The sequence below is a fragment of the Rhodococcus sp. BP-316 genome (assembly GCF_019836105.1).
Classification (GTDB): domain Bacteria; phylum Actinomycetota; class Actinomycetes; order Mycobacteriales; family Mycobacteriaceae; genus Rhodococcoides.
On record NZ_JABUEE010000001.1, the window covers coordinates 1 to 14,334 of the forward strand.

14 protein-coding genes and 1 rRNA gene are annotated in these 14,334 nt (G+C 69.1%); all 15 read left to right on the top strand.

Annotation, left to right across the window (positions count from 1 at the left end; genetic code table 11):
* The first annotated feature begins 8 nt into the window (after positions 1 to 8).
* Positions 9 to 125, top strand: a 5S ribosomal RNA gene (rrf, locus tag HQ312_RS00005).
* Positions 126 to 259: 134 nt separating this feature from the next.
* Complete coding sequence (locus tag HQ312_RS22130; RefSeq protein ID WP_373425223.1) at positions 260 to 1,279, top strand: hypothetical protein; 1,020 nt, start codon at positions 260 to 262, stop codon at positions 1,277 to 1,279.
* A complete protein-coding gene (locus HQ312_RS00015; protein ID WP_056444384.1) occupies positions 1,276 to 2,280 on the top strand; it encodes an HAD-IIA family hydrolase in 1,005 nt (334 codons plus the stop codon). Before HQ312_RS22130 ends, HQ312_RS00015 begins: the two co-directional genes overlap by 4 nt.
* A gap of 59 nt (positions 2,281 to 2,339) precedes the next feature.
* On the top strand, positions 2,340 to 2,594 hold the full coding sequence (locus HQ312_RS00020) for a hypothetical protein (RefSeq protein WP_222637475.1): 255 nt from the start codon (positions 2,340 to 2,342) through the stop codon (positions 2,592 to 2,594).
* Between the two features lies 1 nt (position 2,595).
* The gene (locus HQ312_RS00025) at positions 2,596 to 3,429 is read left to right on the top strand and encodes a TlyA family RNA methyltransferase (protein ID WP_222637476.1); all 834 of its coding nucleotides are present in this window, start codon (positions 2,596 to 2,598) and stop codon (positions 3,427 to 3,429) included.
* Positions 3,426 to 4,370, top strand: a complete 945-nt coding sequence (locus HQ312_RS00030; protein ID WP_027505467.1) for an NAD kinase — start codon at positions 3,426 to 3,428, stop codon at positions 4,368 to 4,370. Before HQ312_RS00025 ends, HQ312_RS00030 begins: the two co-directional genes overlap by 4 nt.
* Before the next feature lie 5 nt (positions 4,371 to 4,375).
* A complete protein-coding gene (gene recN / locus HQ312_RS00035; RefSeq protein WP_222637477.1) occupies positions 4,376 to 6,145 on the top strand; it encodes a DNA repair protein RecN in 1,770 nt (589 codons plus the stop codon).
* A 94-nt stretch (positions 6,146 to 6,239) separates the two neighbouring features.
* A complete protein-coding gene (gene steA / locus HQ312_RS00040; RefSeq protein ID WP_027505465.1) occupies positions 6,240 to 7,424 on the top strand; it encodes a putative cytokinetic ring protein SteA in 1,185 nt (394 codons plus the stop codon).
* Complete coding sequence (locus HQ312_RS00045) at positions 7,421 to 8,368, top strand: copper transporter (protein WP_027505464.1); 948 nt, start codon at positions 7,421 to 7,423, stop codon at positions 8,366 to 8,368. The genes steA and HQ312_RS00045 overlap by 4 nt, the downstream gene beginning before the upstream one ends.
* A gap of 150 nt (positions 8,369 to 8,518) precedes the next feature.
* Positions 8,519 to 10,255, top strand: a complete 1,737-nt coding sequence (locus tag HQ312_RS00050) for a CTP synthase (protein WP_222637478.1) — start codon at positions 8,519 to 8,521, stop codon at positions 10,253 to 10,255.
* Positions 10,252 to 10,890, top strand: coding sequence for an NUDIX hydrolase (locus HQ312_RS00055; protein ID WP_056444399.1), 639 nt, complete (start codon positions 10,252 to 10,254; stop codon positions 10,888 to 10,890). Before HQ312_RS00050 ends, HQ312_RS00055 begins: the two co-directional genes overlap by 4 nt.
* Complete coding sequence (gene xerD, locus HQ312_RS00060; protein WP_222637479.1) at positions 10,880 to 11,806, top strand: site-specific tyrosine recombinase XerD; 927 nt, start codon at positions 10,880 to 10,882, stop codon at positions 11,804 to 11,806. The genes HQ312_RS00055 and xerD overlap by 11 nt, the downstream gene beginning before the upstream one ends.
* A 106-nt stretch (positions 11,807 to 11,912) precedes the next feature.
* Positions 11,913 to 12,812, top strand: a complete 900-nt coding sequence (locus HQ312_RS00065) for a ParA family protein (protein WP_051613290.1) — start codon at positions 11,913 to 11,915, stop codon at positions 12,810 to 12,812.
* Positions 12,809 to 13,657 (top strand): segregation/condensation protein A, encoded by an 849-nt coding sequence (locus HQ312_RS00070; protein WP_222632467.1) that lies wholly within the window; start codon positions 12,809 to 12,811, stop codon positions 13,655 to 13,657. The genes HQ312_RS00065 and HQ312_RS00070 overlap by 4 nt, the downstream gene beginning before the upstream one ends.
* Positions 13,654 to 14,328 carry an SMC-Scp complex subunit ScpB gene (scpB, locus tag HQ312_RS00075; RefSeq protein ID WP_222637481.1) on the top strand — a complete coding sequence of 225 codons (675 nt, stop codon included), beginning with the start codon at positions 13,654 to 13,656 and terminating at the stop codon, positions 14,326 to 14,328. Before HQ312_RS00070 ends, scpB begins: the two co-directional genes overlap by 4 nt.
* Positions 14,329 to 14,334: the final 6 nt, after the last annotated feature.

The window sequence follows — 14,334 nt, forward strand, 5'->3', positions numbered from 1 at the left end:
CACAGAGTTTCGGTGGCCATAGCGGAGGGGAAACGCCCGGACCCATTCCGAACCCGGAAGCTAAGCCCTCCAGCGCCGATGGTACTGCACCCGACAGGGTGTGGGAGAGTAGGACACCGCCGAACAATCCGTTCCGAAAGGGGACCCATTCACATGGGTCCCCTTTCGTGTTTCTGCACTCCGATCGTGAGTGCGGCATGATGACACCACCGGTGACGAGCGGGAGAGCTCGGTCGCCGATCGATCGAAAGGAACCACCGTGCCGGAAGAGCCGTCATCGGAAGGTCGTACGTCCGATTCGGACCGTCGGCCGCCCGCGCGCGACAACCGGGCACCTCGCCGCGACAGCGCGGGGGAACGCGGGTCGTTCCGATCATCGGCCCCTCGCTCCGGTGACCGTTCCGGGAGCCAGGACGAACGTCGCCACACCGGCGACCGTGGGCGCTCCGGGGATCGATCGACGTCCGGCGACCGTCGGCAGGGTTCCGGTAGGGGCCAGGCACCCGACCGCACTCGAGGACAGGGTGCACCTCCCCGTCGTCGCGGCGGTGAAGGGAGCGCAGGTCCGCGCGCCGGCGGTGGGCGAGGCCCTGATTCTCGCGCTCCTCGTCCGGTCGAGCCCGATCTGCCGGACGACGTCGACGCGAAAGATCTCGAACCCGGGGTCCGTCGAGACCTGTTGAGCCTCGACAAGAGCAACGCGGAAGCTGTTGCACGACACATGGTCATGGTCAGTCAGCTGATCGGAGACGATCCCGCCGCAGCACTGCTGCACGCGCGAGCGGCGCGGCAGCGTGCCGGCCGCATCGCCGTGGTCCGAGAGACGGCCGGCATCGCCGCGTATCACGCAGGAGAGTGGGCGGAGGCTCTGTCCGAGCTCCGCGCCGCCCGCCGTATGGCCGGTGGACCAGGCCTGCTGTCCGTCATGGCTGATTGTGAGCGGGGCCTCGGTCGGCCGGAGCGCGCCATCGAGCTCGGACGCAGCGACGAGGCTCGCCAGCTGACGGGTGACGATGCGTCCGAACTGCGCATCGTCGTCGCGGGTGCCCGCATGGACATGGGGCAGTACGACCAGGCGGTGGTGACGCTGCAGACTCCGGATCTCGAGGGAGATCGCACGGGGTCGGCTGCAGCGCGGCTGTACTACGCCTACGCCGACGCTCTCGTGGCCGCCGGTCGAGCGGACGACGGGGTGCAGTGGTTCCTCCGTGCCGCCGCCGCCGACGTCGAGGGTGAGACGGACGCCGAGGACCGAGTCGACGAACTGACCGGTCAGTGACCCGTCTGACCGACGCTCACGACGCCCTGCTGCTCGATCTCGACGGGACTCTGTACCGGGGTCCCGATCCGATCGACGGTGCCGTCGACATTCTCCGCGAGTGCTCCTCTCAGCTCTGCTACGTCACCAACAACGCCAGTCGGTCTCCCGCTCAGGTGGCCGAGCACCTACGCGATCTCGGTTTCCGTGCGCCCGACGAGTCGGTGGTGACGAGTTCCCAGGCGGCGGGGCGGCTTCTCGCTGGTCTCCTGCCCGCAGGTGCGTCCGTGCTGGTCGTCGGAACCGAGGCCCTCGAGGCAGAGGTGTCCGCCGCCGGCCTGGTGCCGGTCCGTACAGCGGACCCCACTCCGGCCGCGGTCGTCCAGGGACATTCCCCCGAGACGGGGTGGGCGAACATCGCCGAGGCGACCTACGCGGTCCGTGCCGGCGCACGCTGGGTGGCCACGAATGCCGACACCAGCCTGCCGACGCCTCGCGGTCTCGGGCCGGGAAACGGTGCCATGGTCGCGGCGGTCGCCGCAGCGACGGGGGCCACCCCGATCGTGGCGGGCAAGCCCGAGGCACCTCTCATGAAGGACGCGCTCGAGCGCAGCGGGTCGACCACGCCGCTGGTGGTGGGTGACCGTCTGGACACGGACATCGCGGGAGCCAACGAGGTGGGTGTGCCGTCACTCCTCGTGCTCACCGGAGTGAGCACCGTGCACGACGTGCTCACTGCCGTCCCGCACGAGCGCCCCACGTACCTCGCGTCGTCCCTGTCGGCTCTGCTCGAGGAGCCGGCCGCGTCTCTCGTTCCCTCCGAGCCTTCCGACACCTGGTCGGTGTCGCTGTCCGGTTCCGTGCTGCGAGTCGAGACCACGGGCGACGTCGACGCCGACGGCGACCTCTGGATCGAGGCACTGCGCGAAGTTCTCCCCGCGGTCTGGGCGCTCGGCGGCTTCGACACCGTCGAGGGCGCGTCCGGTGCGGCTGCGGATGTCGTCGCGCGGTGGACCGCCTGACACTGACGGTCACCACCGCCGACCGACGTCGTCGGGGGTATCGGCTAGCGTTGTCCGCGATGAGCACGCCCGTTCGCCGCCCCGGTCAGCACTTGCCGTCGCACTCCGATGTCGAGGGCACGTCCGTCGATCCCGACGCCGTCGTCTCGGCTGTCGACGCGCTGGTCGCCGAGGCGGACGTTGCGGCGTCGGCGCCGTTCGGCGAGGGTACGGACGACCCGCACGGCCTGGTCACGCTGACGCGGCAGGCCCGCATCCTCGACCGCGCGCACGAGGTACTCGTCGACGCGCTCGCGTCCGTGGACAAGAACTGACATGGCTCGTCGCGCTCGGGTGGACGCGGAACTCGTCCGCCGCGGTCTGGCCCGATCTCGGGATCACGCCTCGGAGCTCATCTCGGACGGTCGAGTGCTGATCGCCGGCACCGTGGCCACGAAGCCCGCCACCGCGGTCGAGCCCGGCACGGCGCTACGGGTCACCGAGGTCTCCGACGAGGTGTCGTGGGCCTCTCGAGGTGCACACAAGCTACTGGGCGCGCTCGCCGCCTTCGAGCCACGCGGTGTCACGGTGGAGGGCGCGCGGTGTCTCGACGCGGGTGCGTCCACCGGTGGGTTCACCGACGTGCTGTTGTCCAAGGGTGCACGCGAGGTCGTGGCGGTCGACGTAGGCTACGGACAGTTGGTGTGGCGGCTACGGACCGACGAGCGGGTGCGAGTCCTCGACCGTACGAACGTCCGCGGCATCGACGCCGAGGCCATCGGCGGGCCGGTCGACCTCGTGGTCGCCGACCTGTCCTTCATCTCGTTGGCTCTCGTACTCCCGGCGTTCGCCGCGTGTGCCCGTCCGGGTGCCAGCATCCTCCCGATGGTCAAGCCCCAGTTCGAGGTCGGCAAGGATCGCGTCGGTGCAGGGGGAGTGGTCCGCGATCCCGCCCTGCGCGCAGATGCGGTGCTGGGAGTCGTGCGCGCCGCGGCCGACCTGGGCCTGGTCACGTCCGGTGTGGAGCCGAGCCCACTGCCCGGTCCGTCCGGCAACGTCGAGTACTTCCTGTGGCTCACCGTTCCGGGTCCGGACCACGATCCGAGCACCGCCCAGTCGACGTCCGTCGAGCAACTGGTGTCCGACGCCGTGGAGAAGGGGCCGCAGTGAGCGAGTCGACCGTGCCCGAGCGCACCATCCTGCTCGTCGCGCATCCGGGTCGCCCGGACATCGAGCAGACGGCTCTGCGCGCGGCGAAGGTGTTCCACGATCACGGGATCGCACTGCGCGTGCTCGTCGACGAGCACGACACGTCGCGGTTGGAGTCGACGTCGGGGATCGATGCGCTCTCCACACCGCAGTCCGACGTCTCCGTCGTGGAGTTCGGTCCGTCGGCGGCGGTGGGCTGCGAGCTCGTCCTCGTCCTCGGCGGCGACGGAACCTTCCTGCGCGCTGCGGAACTCGCGCGGGTGGCGTCCATCCCGGTGCTCGGCGTGAACCTGGGACGCATCGGATTCCTCGCCGAGGCGGAGGCCGACGATCTCGAGGAGACCCTGGCCATCGTGGTGCGCCGCGAGTACCGCATCGAACCGCGGATGACGCTGGACATCACCGTGCACGTCGACGGCGAGATCATCGAACGTGGGTGGGCGCTGAACGAGGCCAGTATCGAGAACGGATCGCGGCTCGGGGTGCTCGAGGTGGTGCTCGAGGTGGACGACCGTCCGGTGTCCTCGTTCGGATGCGACGGTGTTCTGCTGTCGACCCCCACCGGGTCCACCGCCTATGCGTTCTCGGCCGGTGGTCCGGTCGTGTGGCCGGAGCTCGAGGCGATCCTCGTCATCCCCAGTAACGCCCACGCGCTGTTCGCGCGGCCGCTGGTGACAAGTCCCGAGTCACACATCGCCATCGAGACCTTCGACGGCGGACACGACGCGGTGGTGTTCTGCGACGGCAGGCGCACCCTGCGCCTGCCCGCCGGTGCTCGCGTCGAGGTGGTGCGAGGATGTGAGCCGATCAAGTGGATCCGGCTCGACTCCGCGCCGTTCGCCGATCGACTCGTACACAAGTTCGCCTTGCCGGTCACCGGCTGGCGGGGGAGGGTGACGTAACCGACGTGTTGTCCGAAATTCGTATCGACGGCCTGGGAGTCATCGCCGAGGCGACGGCGTCGTTCTCGGAGGGTCTGACGGTGCTCACCGGTGAGACCGGTGCCGGCAAGACGATGGTCGTCACCAGCCTGCATCTGCTCTCCGGCGCGCGCGCCGACGCCGGGCGTGTCCGTGTCGGCGCCGACCGCGCGGTGGTCGAGGGTCGTTTCACCACCGACCACGTCACCGACCAGGTCCGCGGCGACGTGGACCAGTTGCTCGAGTCCACCGGCGGTCGGCGCGACGAGGACGACAGCATCATCGCCCTCCGGACGGTCGGCAGCGACGGCCGATCACGTGCTCATCTCGGCGGCCGCAGTGTGCCCGCAGGCGTCCTGTCGGAGTTCACCGGATCGTTGCTCACGGTGCACGGACAGAACGATCAACTGCGTCTGCAACGCAGTGATCAGCAGTTGGCCGCTCTGGACCGCTTCGCTGCGGATGCCATCGGGCCGCTGCTCGAGACGTACCGCACTCGCCGCTCGCAGTGGGTCGCTGCGGTGACCGAACTGCGGGAGCGGACGGAGAAGGCTCGCGAACTCGCGCGCGAGGCGGACCAGCTCACGTTCGCCCTGAACGAGATCGACGCGGTCGCACCGGCACCGCACGAGGACACCGACATCGCGGCGACCGTCCGGCGGCTCAGCGATCTCGACTCGCTCCGCGATGCGGCGTCCGCCGCGCACACGGCGCTCACCGGTGGCGACGACCCCGGCGACGTGTCCGTCATGGCGCTGTTGGGCGAGGCCCGCGATCGACTCGCCTCGACCGACGACGAGATTCTCTCGGCCGTCGGCCCACGACTCGCCGAGGCTATCGCGGTGGTGACCGACGTCGGAGCCGAGCTCACCTCGTACCTCGAGGATCTGCCCGCCGATCCGGAGTCACTGGACACGCTGCTCTCGCGTCAAGCGGAGCTCAAGAGTCTGACTCGCAAGTACGCCGCCGACGTGGACGGAGTGCTCGCGTGGGCGGAGGACGCACGAACCCGCCTGACGGGACTGGACGTCTCCGCCGACGCCGTGGCAGCGCTGACCGAGCGCGTCTCCACCACCGGTGCAGCGACCGCCGAGGTCGCACGCAAGCTGTCGGCCGCGCGGGTGAAGGCTGCGGCGAAACTGTCCAAGGCGGTCAGCGCCGAACTCGCCGGCCTGGCGATGGGCAAGGCCAAGCTGGACGTCGAGGTGCGCCCCCGCGCTGCGGGTGCGGACGATCGGTCGGCGCTGTCCGTCGACGGAACCGCGCTGCACGCCGGGTCGACCGGCACCGACGAGATCGAGTTCCGTCTGTCCGCGCACAGCGGTGCGCAGTCGCTGCCGCTCAACAAGAGCGCGTCCGGCGGTGAGCTCTCCCGCGTGATGTTGGCGCTCGAGGTGGTCCTCGCGCGATCGGATGCCGGAGCGACCATGGTCTTCGACGAGGTCGATGCCGGCGTGGGTGGTCGCGCCGCCGTGGAGATCGGCAAGCGGCTGGCACGCCTGGCCAGGACGCATCAGGTCATCGTCGTGACGCACCTCCCGCAGGTCGCGGCGTTCGCCGACACGCACCTGGTGGTGAACAAGACCGACGGAAAACGTGGCGGCCCCAACAGTGGTGTGCGCACTTTGACGGATTCCGAGCGTGTCGTGGAACTCGCGCGCATGCTCGCCGGGCTCGACGACACCGAGACCGGCCGGGCACATGCCGAGGAACTGTTGCGCACCGCGACGGCGGAACGGGAGTCCGCGACCGCCTGAGAGCGATGTGCTGGTGTGACTGATGTGAATGATGTGGTAGTTGTTACGGCGCGCCTCCGCCGATGCTGCCGTGTTGTTGTCCATCATCGTGTGCATGAAGATGCCGGCTCTGCTCTCGCGTAGTCATGACTCACTTCCCGGAGTCACGGGAATCGCTCGGGTCGATCGCTCCACGGCCAAGCTCCTGCGCCGTGTCGGTCCCGGAGACATCGTCGTTCTCGACGAACTCGACCTCGACCGGATCACCGCCGACCTGCTGGTACAGGCCGGCGTGACGGCCGTGGTCAACGCCTCCGCCTCGATCTCGGGGCGCTACCCCAATCTCGGTCCGGAGGTGCTCGTCGCCAACGGCATCGAGCTCATCGACGAGGTGGGCTCCGACGTCTTCAAGAAGGTCAAGGACGGTTCGAAGATCCGCCTGCACGACGGCAACGTGTACGCCGGGGAGCGACGTCTCGCCACCGGCACCGAGCAGTCCGAGGCCGACATCTCCGACCGCATGATCGAGGCCAAGTCTGGTCTGATCGATCACCTGGAAGCGTTCTCGGGCAACACGATCGAGTTCATCCGCACCGAGTCGCCGCTGCTGATCGACGGCGTCGGAGTGCCCGAGGTGGACGTCGACATGAACGGTCGTCACGTCGTGGTCGTCGCCGAGGGCACCGACCACGTGGCCGATCTCAAGTCGCTCAAGCCGTTCATCAAGGAGTACTCGCCGATCCTCATCGGTGTCGGCGCCGGCGCCGACACGCTGTCGGAGGCGGGATACCGCCCCGACCTGATCGTCGGCGACCCGGACGACGTGAGCAGCCGCACGCTGAAGTCCGGCGCCGAGGTGGTGCTCCCCGCCGATTCCGACGGCCACGCCAAAGGCCTCGAGCGCATCCAGGACCTGGGCATCGGAGCCATGACGTTCCCGGCCACGGGCACCCCGGCGGACCTCGCGCTCCTGCTCGCCGACCACCACGGCGCCTCACTCATCGTCACGGTCGGATGTGCCGCGTCGCTCGACGAGTTCTTCGACGCCAGCAAGCGCGCGGACACACCGTCGACGTTCATGACCCGACTCAAGGTCGGTCCGAAACTGGTGGACGCCAAGGCCATGGCGACGTTGTACCGCAGCCGGGTCTCCGGTGGCGCGGTGGCGCTGCTCGTCCTCGCAGCCCTCATCGCCGTCATCGCGGCGCTCGTCGTGACCAACGGCAGCGGTGCGACTCTGGACTGGGCAATCGAGACCTGGAACAGCTTCGCCCTGTGGGTGCAGGGGCTGCTTCAGTGATTTCGCTTCGTCAGCACACCATCTCGTTGATCGCGGTGTTCCTGGCGCTCGCGGTCGGAGTCGTCCTCGGCTCCGGCCTGCTGTCCGGTCGAGTGCTGTCCGGACTGCGCGACGACCGGGACGATCTGCAGACCGAGGTGAACGACCTGCAGTCGGCGAACAACGCACTCGGTGAGCAACTCAACGCCGCCGACGGTTTCGACGCGGCCGTCGCGACCCGGGTGGTCGCGGGAGCGCTGGCCGACCGCACCGTCGTGCTGGTCACCACGCCCGACGCAGACCCCGCCGACGTGGAGGGTGTGCAGCGCACCATCGCCGACGCGGGCGGGTCGGTGACCGGACGAGTGGGGCTCACCGAGGCGTTCGTGTCCGCCGCCAGCGGCGACGATCTCCGCACGCGCCTCACCAACGTGGTTCCCGCAGGCGCGCAACTGCGTACGGGATCGGTGGATCAGGGCAGCCTCGCCGGCGATCTGCTCGGTACGGTGCTGTTGCTGAACGCACAGACCGCCCAACCGCAGAGCACGCCGGAGGAACTGGGCCTGGCCCTCGACACCCTGCGCGGCGGCGGCTTCATCACGTACGACGACGGTGCCGTGGCACCGGCACAGCTCGCGGTGGTGGTCTCCGGACAGGCCGCCGACTCGGGTGAGGACGGCAACCGCGGCGCGATCGTAGCTCGCTTCGCCGGCGCTCTGGACGGACGCGGAGCCGGAACCGTGCTCGCGGGCCGTGCCGGTTCGGCCGAGGGCAGCGGTCCCATCGCGGTGGTGCGGTCGGATTCCGCCCTCGCAGCCGGGACCAGCACCGTCGACGACGTCGATCGCACGTCGGGGCGCATCACCGTCGCCTTGGCACTCGGTGAGCAGCTCGCCGGTGGTACGGGTCGGTACGGAACGGGTCCTGCCGCGACGGCCGTGACGGTCGGGGCGACCCCGAGCTAGGTACTCAAGCCGTCGTCGCCCGCGTGGTGTCGACCGAACTCGCGTGAAGGTGTTACCGTGAAGTCCCGTGGGTCGGCCAGGTTCCGAACCACTCGATGTTGAGCGATTCGCTCGCTGTCACCATCGGGTCGCACCGTCACGGGAGTCTCTTTGCAGTCACGCATTCACACGCGGGCCGACATCAAGCACATCTTCGTCAGCGGCGGCGTCGCGTCGTCGCTCGGCAAGGGGCTCACGGCCTCGAGCCTCGGTCAGCTTCTCACCTCACGTGGCCTTCGCGTCACGATGCAGAAGCTCGATCCCTACCTCAACGTCGATCCCGGAACGATGAACCCGTTCCAGCACGGCGAGGTCTTCGTCACCGAGGACGGCGCGGAGACCGACCTCGACGTCGGCCACTACGAGCGGTTCCTCGATCGGGATCTCTCCGGATACGCCAACGTGACCACCGGCCAGGTGTACTCCACGGTGATCGCCAAGGAGCGTCGCGGCGAGTACCTCGGCGACACCGTCCAGGTCATCCCGCACATCACCGACGAGATCAAGGCCCGCATCCTCGCGATGCGCGGACCGGATCTGCAGGGCCAGGAGCCCGACGTCGTCATCACCGAGATCGGTGGCACCGTCGGCGACATCGAGTCGCAGCCCTTCCTCGAAGCGGCGCGTCAGGTCCGCCACGACGTGGGCCGGGAGAACGTCTTCTTCCTCCACGTCTCGCTCGTTCCGTTCCTCGCGCCCTCGGGTGAGCTCAAGACCAAGCCGACGCAGCACTCGGTGGCGGCGTTGCGCAGCATCGGTATTCAGCCCGACGCGCTGATCCTGCGATCCGACCGCGACGTGCCGCAGGCCCTCAAGGCGAAGATCGCGCTCATGTGCGACGTGGACGTCGACGGGTGCATCTCCACACCCGACGCGCCCTCCATCTACGACATCCCGCGCGTGCTGCACGGCGAGGGTCTCGACGCGTACGTCGTGCGGCAGCTCGGACTGCCGTTCCGGGACGTCGACTGGACCGTGTGGGGAACCCTCCTCGAGCGAGTGCACCAGCCTCGTGAGACGGTGCGCGTCGCCCTGGTCGGCAAGTACGTCGATCTGCCCGACGCCTACCTGTCGGTGACCGAGGCGCTGCGGGCCGGCGGTTTCGCCAACCGCGCGAAGGTCGAACTCGTGTGGGTGCAGTCCGACGACTGCGACACCGCGGCCGGCGCCAAGCTGGCGCTCGCCGACATCGACGCCGTGGTGATTCCCGGCGGCTTCGGCATCCGCGGTATCGAGGGCAAGCTCGGCGCGATCACCCACGCCCGGACGCACAAGATCCCGACGCTCGGGCTCTGCCTGGGTCTGCAGTGCATGGTCATCGAGGCGGCGCGGTCCGTCGGTCTCACCGATGCGAACTCGGCCGAGTTCGAGCCCGAGACGACACAGCCGGTCATCTCGACGATGGCGGACCAGGAGCAGGCGGTCGCCGGCGAGGCGGACCTGGGCGGCACGATGCGCCTCGGGGCCTACCCCGCCACGCTCACCAAGGGGTCGATGGTGTCGCAGGCCTACGGCAGCGAGTCCGTCTCCGAGCGTCACCGCCATCGCTACGAGGTCAACAACAGCTACCGCGACCGCATCGCGGAGAGTGGACTGCAGTTCAGCGGCACGTCCCCGGACGGCCACCTGGTCGAGTTCGTCGAACTGCCGCGGAGCGCGCATCCGTTCTTCGTCGGCACGCAGGCGCATCCCGAACTCAAGAGCCGGCCGACGCGGCCGCACCCGCTCTTCGCGTCGCTGATCTCCGCTGCGCTCTCGTACAAGTCCGAGGAGCGGCTGCCCGTCGACGTCCACGGCGACGAGTCCGACACGGCGCAGCCGGCCGAACCCGCCGCGACGAAGGCCTGACCATGGCCGATCGTCACGAGTTCGAGATCCTCGAGTCGTCCGTCGAGTACCAGGGTGCGATTCTCGCGCTCCGGCTCGATCAGGTGACGATGCCCGGCGGTCGTCGGGCCGAACGTGAGGTCGTCGAACATCACGGTGCGGTCGCCGTGGTCGCGCTGGACGACGACGAGCGCATCGTGCTGATCAGCCAGTACCGGCACCCTCTGGGGCGTCGCCTGCTCGAGCTTCCCGCGGGTCTGTTGGACGAGCCGGGGGAGGACCCCGTCGAGGCCGCGAAGCGTGAGCTGACCGAGGAGACGGGGCTCGCCGCGGCGTCCCTGTCGTTGCTGGTCGACGTGGCGGCGTCACCCGGGTTCACGGACGAGACCGTGCGGATCTACCTGGCCGACGAGGTGACCGAGGTCGATCGACCGGAGGCACACGACGAGGAAGCCGACATCGAGCTCGTCCGCGTCCCGGTGGACGAGGCGGTGTCGCGGGTGTTCAGCGGCGAGATCGTGAACGCGTCGGCGGTGGCGGGAATCCTGGCGCTGGCGGCGGTGCGGTCACGCTCGGTTCCGTTGCGGCCGAGCGATGCACCCTGGCGTGATCGACCCACCGCGTTCGAGAAGCGCAAGGGCGCGCATGGCAGCTGACACGCCGGGCGAGGTGATCGCGACCTATCTCGATCACCTCGCCGTCGAGCGCGGGTCAGCTCGCAACACCATCACCTCGTACCGCCGCGACCTCTCGCGCTACGCCAGCCATCTGGGTGAACTCGACCGGAACAGTCTCCGCGACGTCACCGAGGTGGACGTCGCGGAGTTCGTGACGGCCCTCCGGTCCGGCAACGAGCTGTTCCCGCCGCTCGCGGCGAGCAGCGCCGCGCGTACGGTCATCGCGGTTCGCGGAGTCCACCGCTTCGCGCTGGCCGAGGGCATCGTCGACGTCGACGTCGCTGCCGGGGTCAAACCGCCGGCGCCGGGCCGCCGGCTCCCGAAGTCGCTCTCCGTCGAGCAGGTGTTCGCGCTCCTCGATGCCGTCGCCGGGGAGGCCGCGGACACCCCGCGCGGTCTTCGCGACCGGGCGCTGCTCGAGCTCCTCTACTCCACCGGTGCGCGCATCTCCGAGGCCGTGGGTCTCGACGTCGACGACATCGACTCCGACTCGCGGTCCGTGGTCCTGCACGGCAAGGGTGGCAAGGAGCGCATCGTGCCCATCGGCCGTCCCGCACTCGACGCCGTCGACGCGTACCTCGTCCGTGGTCGACCCGCACTGGTGTCGCAGGGCACGCCCGCCCTGCTGCTGAACGTGCGAGGCGGCCGGTTGTCACGCCAGAGCGCCTGGCAGGTCCTGCAGACCGCGGCGGAGCGCGCCGGGATCGGAGCCAGCGTGTCCCCGCACACGTTGCGGCACTCCTTCGCGACCCACCTGCTCGACGGCGGCGCGGACGTACGTGTGGTGCAGGAACTTCTGGGTCACGCCTCGGTGACCACCACGCAGATCTACACACTGGTCACCGTCACGACGTTGCGCGAAGTGTGGGCCGAGGCGCATCCGCGCGCACGGTAGCGTGTCCGCACGAAGCTGCACCCGACACGCGGTAGCGTTCAGGGGAACTGCAGCACGAGGTGAGGATGGAGGTCCGGTGGTGTCAGCGGCGCACGACGACGGAGCACTGTTCCGCACTCGTCAGCCCGAACCGGAACATCCCACGCTGGCCCACCCGTCGGGCATGGGGCCGACGGGCCGCCCGTATCGCGACATCCCGGATCCGCAGCCGCTGTCCTCGCACGGACCGGCGACGGTCATCGCGATGTGCAACCAGAAGGGCGGCGTCGGCAAGACCACGTCGACCATCAATCTGGGTGCGTCGCTGGCCGAGTACGGACGCCGAGTCCTGCTGGTCGACCTCGATCCGCAGGGCGCGCTCTCCGCGGGTCTCGGTGTGCCACACCACGAGTTGGACCTCACGGTGCACAACCTGCTGGTGGAGCCGCGGGTAGCGATCGACGACGTCCTCATGCGTACGCGGGTGGACGGGATGGACCTGCTCCCCAGCAACATCGATCTCTCCGCGGCCGAGATCCAACTGGTCACCGAGGTCGGCCGCGAGCAGACGCTGGGACGCGTGCTGCACCCGATTCTCGATCGCTACGACTATGTCCTCATCGACTGCCAGCCGTCGCTCGGCCTGTTGACCGTCAATGCCCTCGCGTGCGCCGATTCCGTGCTCATCCCGATGGAGTGCGAGTACTTCAGTCTGCGCGGACTCGCGTTGCTCAACGACACCGTCGACAAGGTGCGCGATCGTCTCAATCCGCGGCTGAAGCTCGAGGGCATCGTGGTCACGATGTTCGACGCCCGCACGCTGCACTCGCGAGAGGTCATGAATCGCGTGGTCGAGGTGTTCGGCGACGTCGTCTTCGACACCGTCATCACGCGCACCGTGCGTTTCCCGGAGACGAGCGTCGCCGGCGAGCCGATCACCACGTGGGCGCCGAAGTCCGCGGGTGCCGACGCGTACCGGTCGTTGGCCCGCGAGGTCATCCACCGGGACACCGCACCCCAGTCTTGACCGACGGGACGGTCGTGACGGACACGACGGTCGGGGACGCGCCGACGCCCACCGGATTCCAGGTGCGGCTCACCAACTTCGAAGGCCCGTTCGACCTGTTGCTGACCCTGATCGGGCAGCACCGACTCGACGTCACCGAGGTCGCACTGCACACCGTCACCGACGACTTCATCGCGTACACCCGCGCGATGGGCGCGGAGATGGGTCTCGACCAGACCACCGAGTTCCTGGTGGTCGCGGCGACCCTGCTGGACCTCAAGGCCGCCCGCCTCCTGCCGTCGGGCGAGGTGGACGACGCCGAGGACCTGGCACTGCTCGAGGTGCGGGACCTGCTGTTCGCCCGGCTGCTGCAGTACCGGGCCTACAAACAGGTGGCGCAGTTGTTCGGCGAACTGGAGAACGCCGCGCTGCGGCGCTATCCGCGATCGGTCTCGCTCGAGGACTCGTTCGCGTCGCTGCTGCCGGAGGTGTTGCTCGGTGTGGATCCGCGCCGCTTCGCCGAGATCGCCGCGGCGGCCTTCACCCCGCGCGAGGTGCCGACGGTCGGTCTCGGCCATCTCCACGCGTCGGCGGTGTCGGTCCCGGAACACGCGCGGGCGATCCTGGCGATGCTGCGCGACCGCGGAGTGGGTGAGTGGGCGACGTTCGCCGACCTGGTCCGCGACTGCGAGGTCACCGTCGAGGTGGTCGCACGGTTCCTCGCGCTGCTCGAGCTGTATCGCGAGAAGGTCGTCGCGTTCGACCAACCCGAGGCGCTGGGCGATCTCGCGGTCACCTGGACCGGCGACGACGACGCTGCCGACATCGACCGGATGGACGTCTCGAGGATGGAGGACTACGGATGACAGCGAGCGAGGACGCTCCCGACGCCCTGTCGGACGCCGAGGTGCGCGCGGCGCTCGAGTCGGTGCTGCTCGTCGTCGACACCCCGGCATCCGTCCCGCAGCTCGCCTCCGCCCTGGACTGTGACGAAACGCGCATCCGGCAGGCGCTGACCGCCATGGCCGCCGACCTCACCGCCCGCGGCAGTGGCATCGACCTGCGGTTCGCCGGCGACGGGTGGCGTTTCTACACCCGCACCGAGTACGCGCCCTATGTCGAACGGCTCCTCCTCGACGGTGCGCGGTCCAAGCTCACCCGAGCGGCACTGGAAACCCTCGCTGTGATCGCCTATCGTCAACCGGTTACTCGCGCACGAGTCAGTGCTGTGCGCGGAGTGAACGTGGACGGCGTGATGCGCACTCTCCTCGCGAGAGGTCTCATCGCCGAGGCGGGTCCCGACCCGGACTCTGCGGCGACGCAGTACGTCACCACGGAAATGTTCCTCGAACGGTTGGGGTTGGCGTCACTGTCCGACCTCCCCGAACTTGCTCCGCTGCTTCCTGGCGTGGACATGATCGACGACATCAGCGACAGCATGGACTCCGATCCGCGGGTCCTGCGTGCCGAGCGTCGACGAGAGAACACCGAGTCGGACTCGACCACCGAGTTCGGCACCGACACCACAGACGAATAGGTAAGA

Coding starts and splice junctions, on each gene's coding strand:
- HQ312_RS00020 (WP_222637475.1), top strand. CDS start 2,340: ATGAGCACGCCCGTTCGCCGCCCCGGTCAGCACTTGCCGTCGCACTCC.
- scpB (WP_222637481.1), top strand. CDS start 13,654: ATGACAGCGAGCGAGGACGCTCCCGACGCCCTGTCGGACGCCGAGGTG.
- HQ312_RS00025 (WP_222637476.1), top strand. CDS start 2,596: ATGGCTCGTCGCGCTCGGGTGGACGCGGAACTCGTCCGCCGCGGTCTG.
- xerD (WP_222637479.1), top strand. CDS start 10,880: ATGGCAGCTGACACGCCGGGCGAGGTGATCGCGACCTATCTCGATCAC.
- steA (WP_027505465.1), top strand. CDS start 6,240: ATGAAGATGCCGGCTCTGCTCTCGCGTAGTCATGACTCACTTCCCGGA.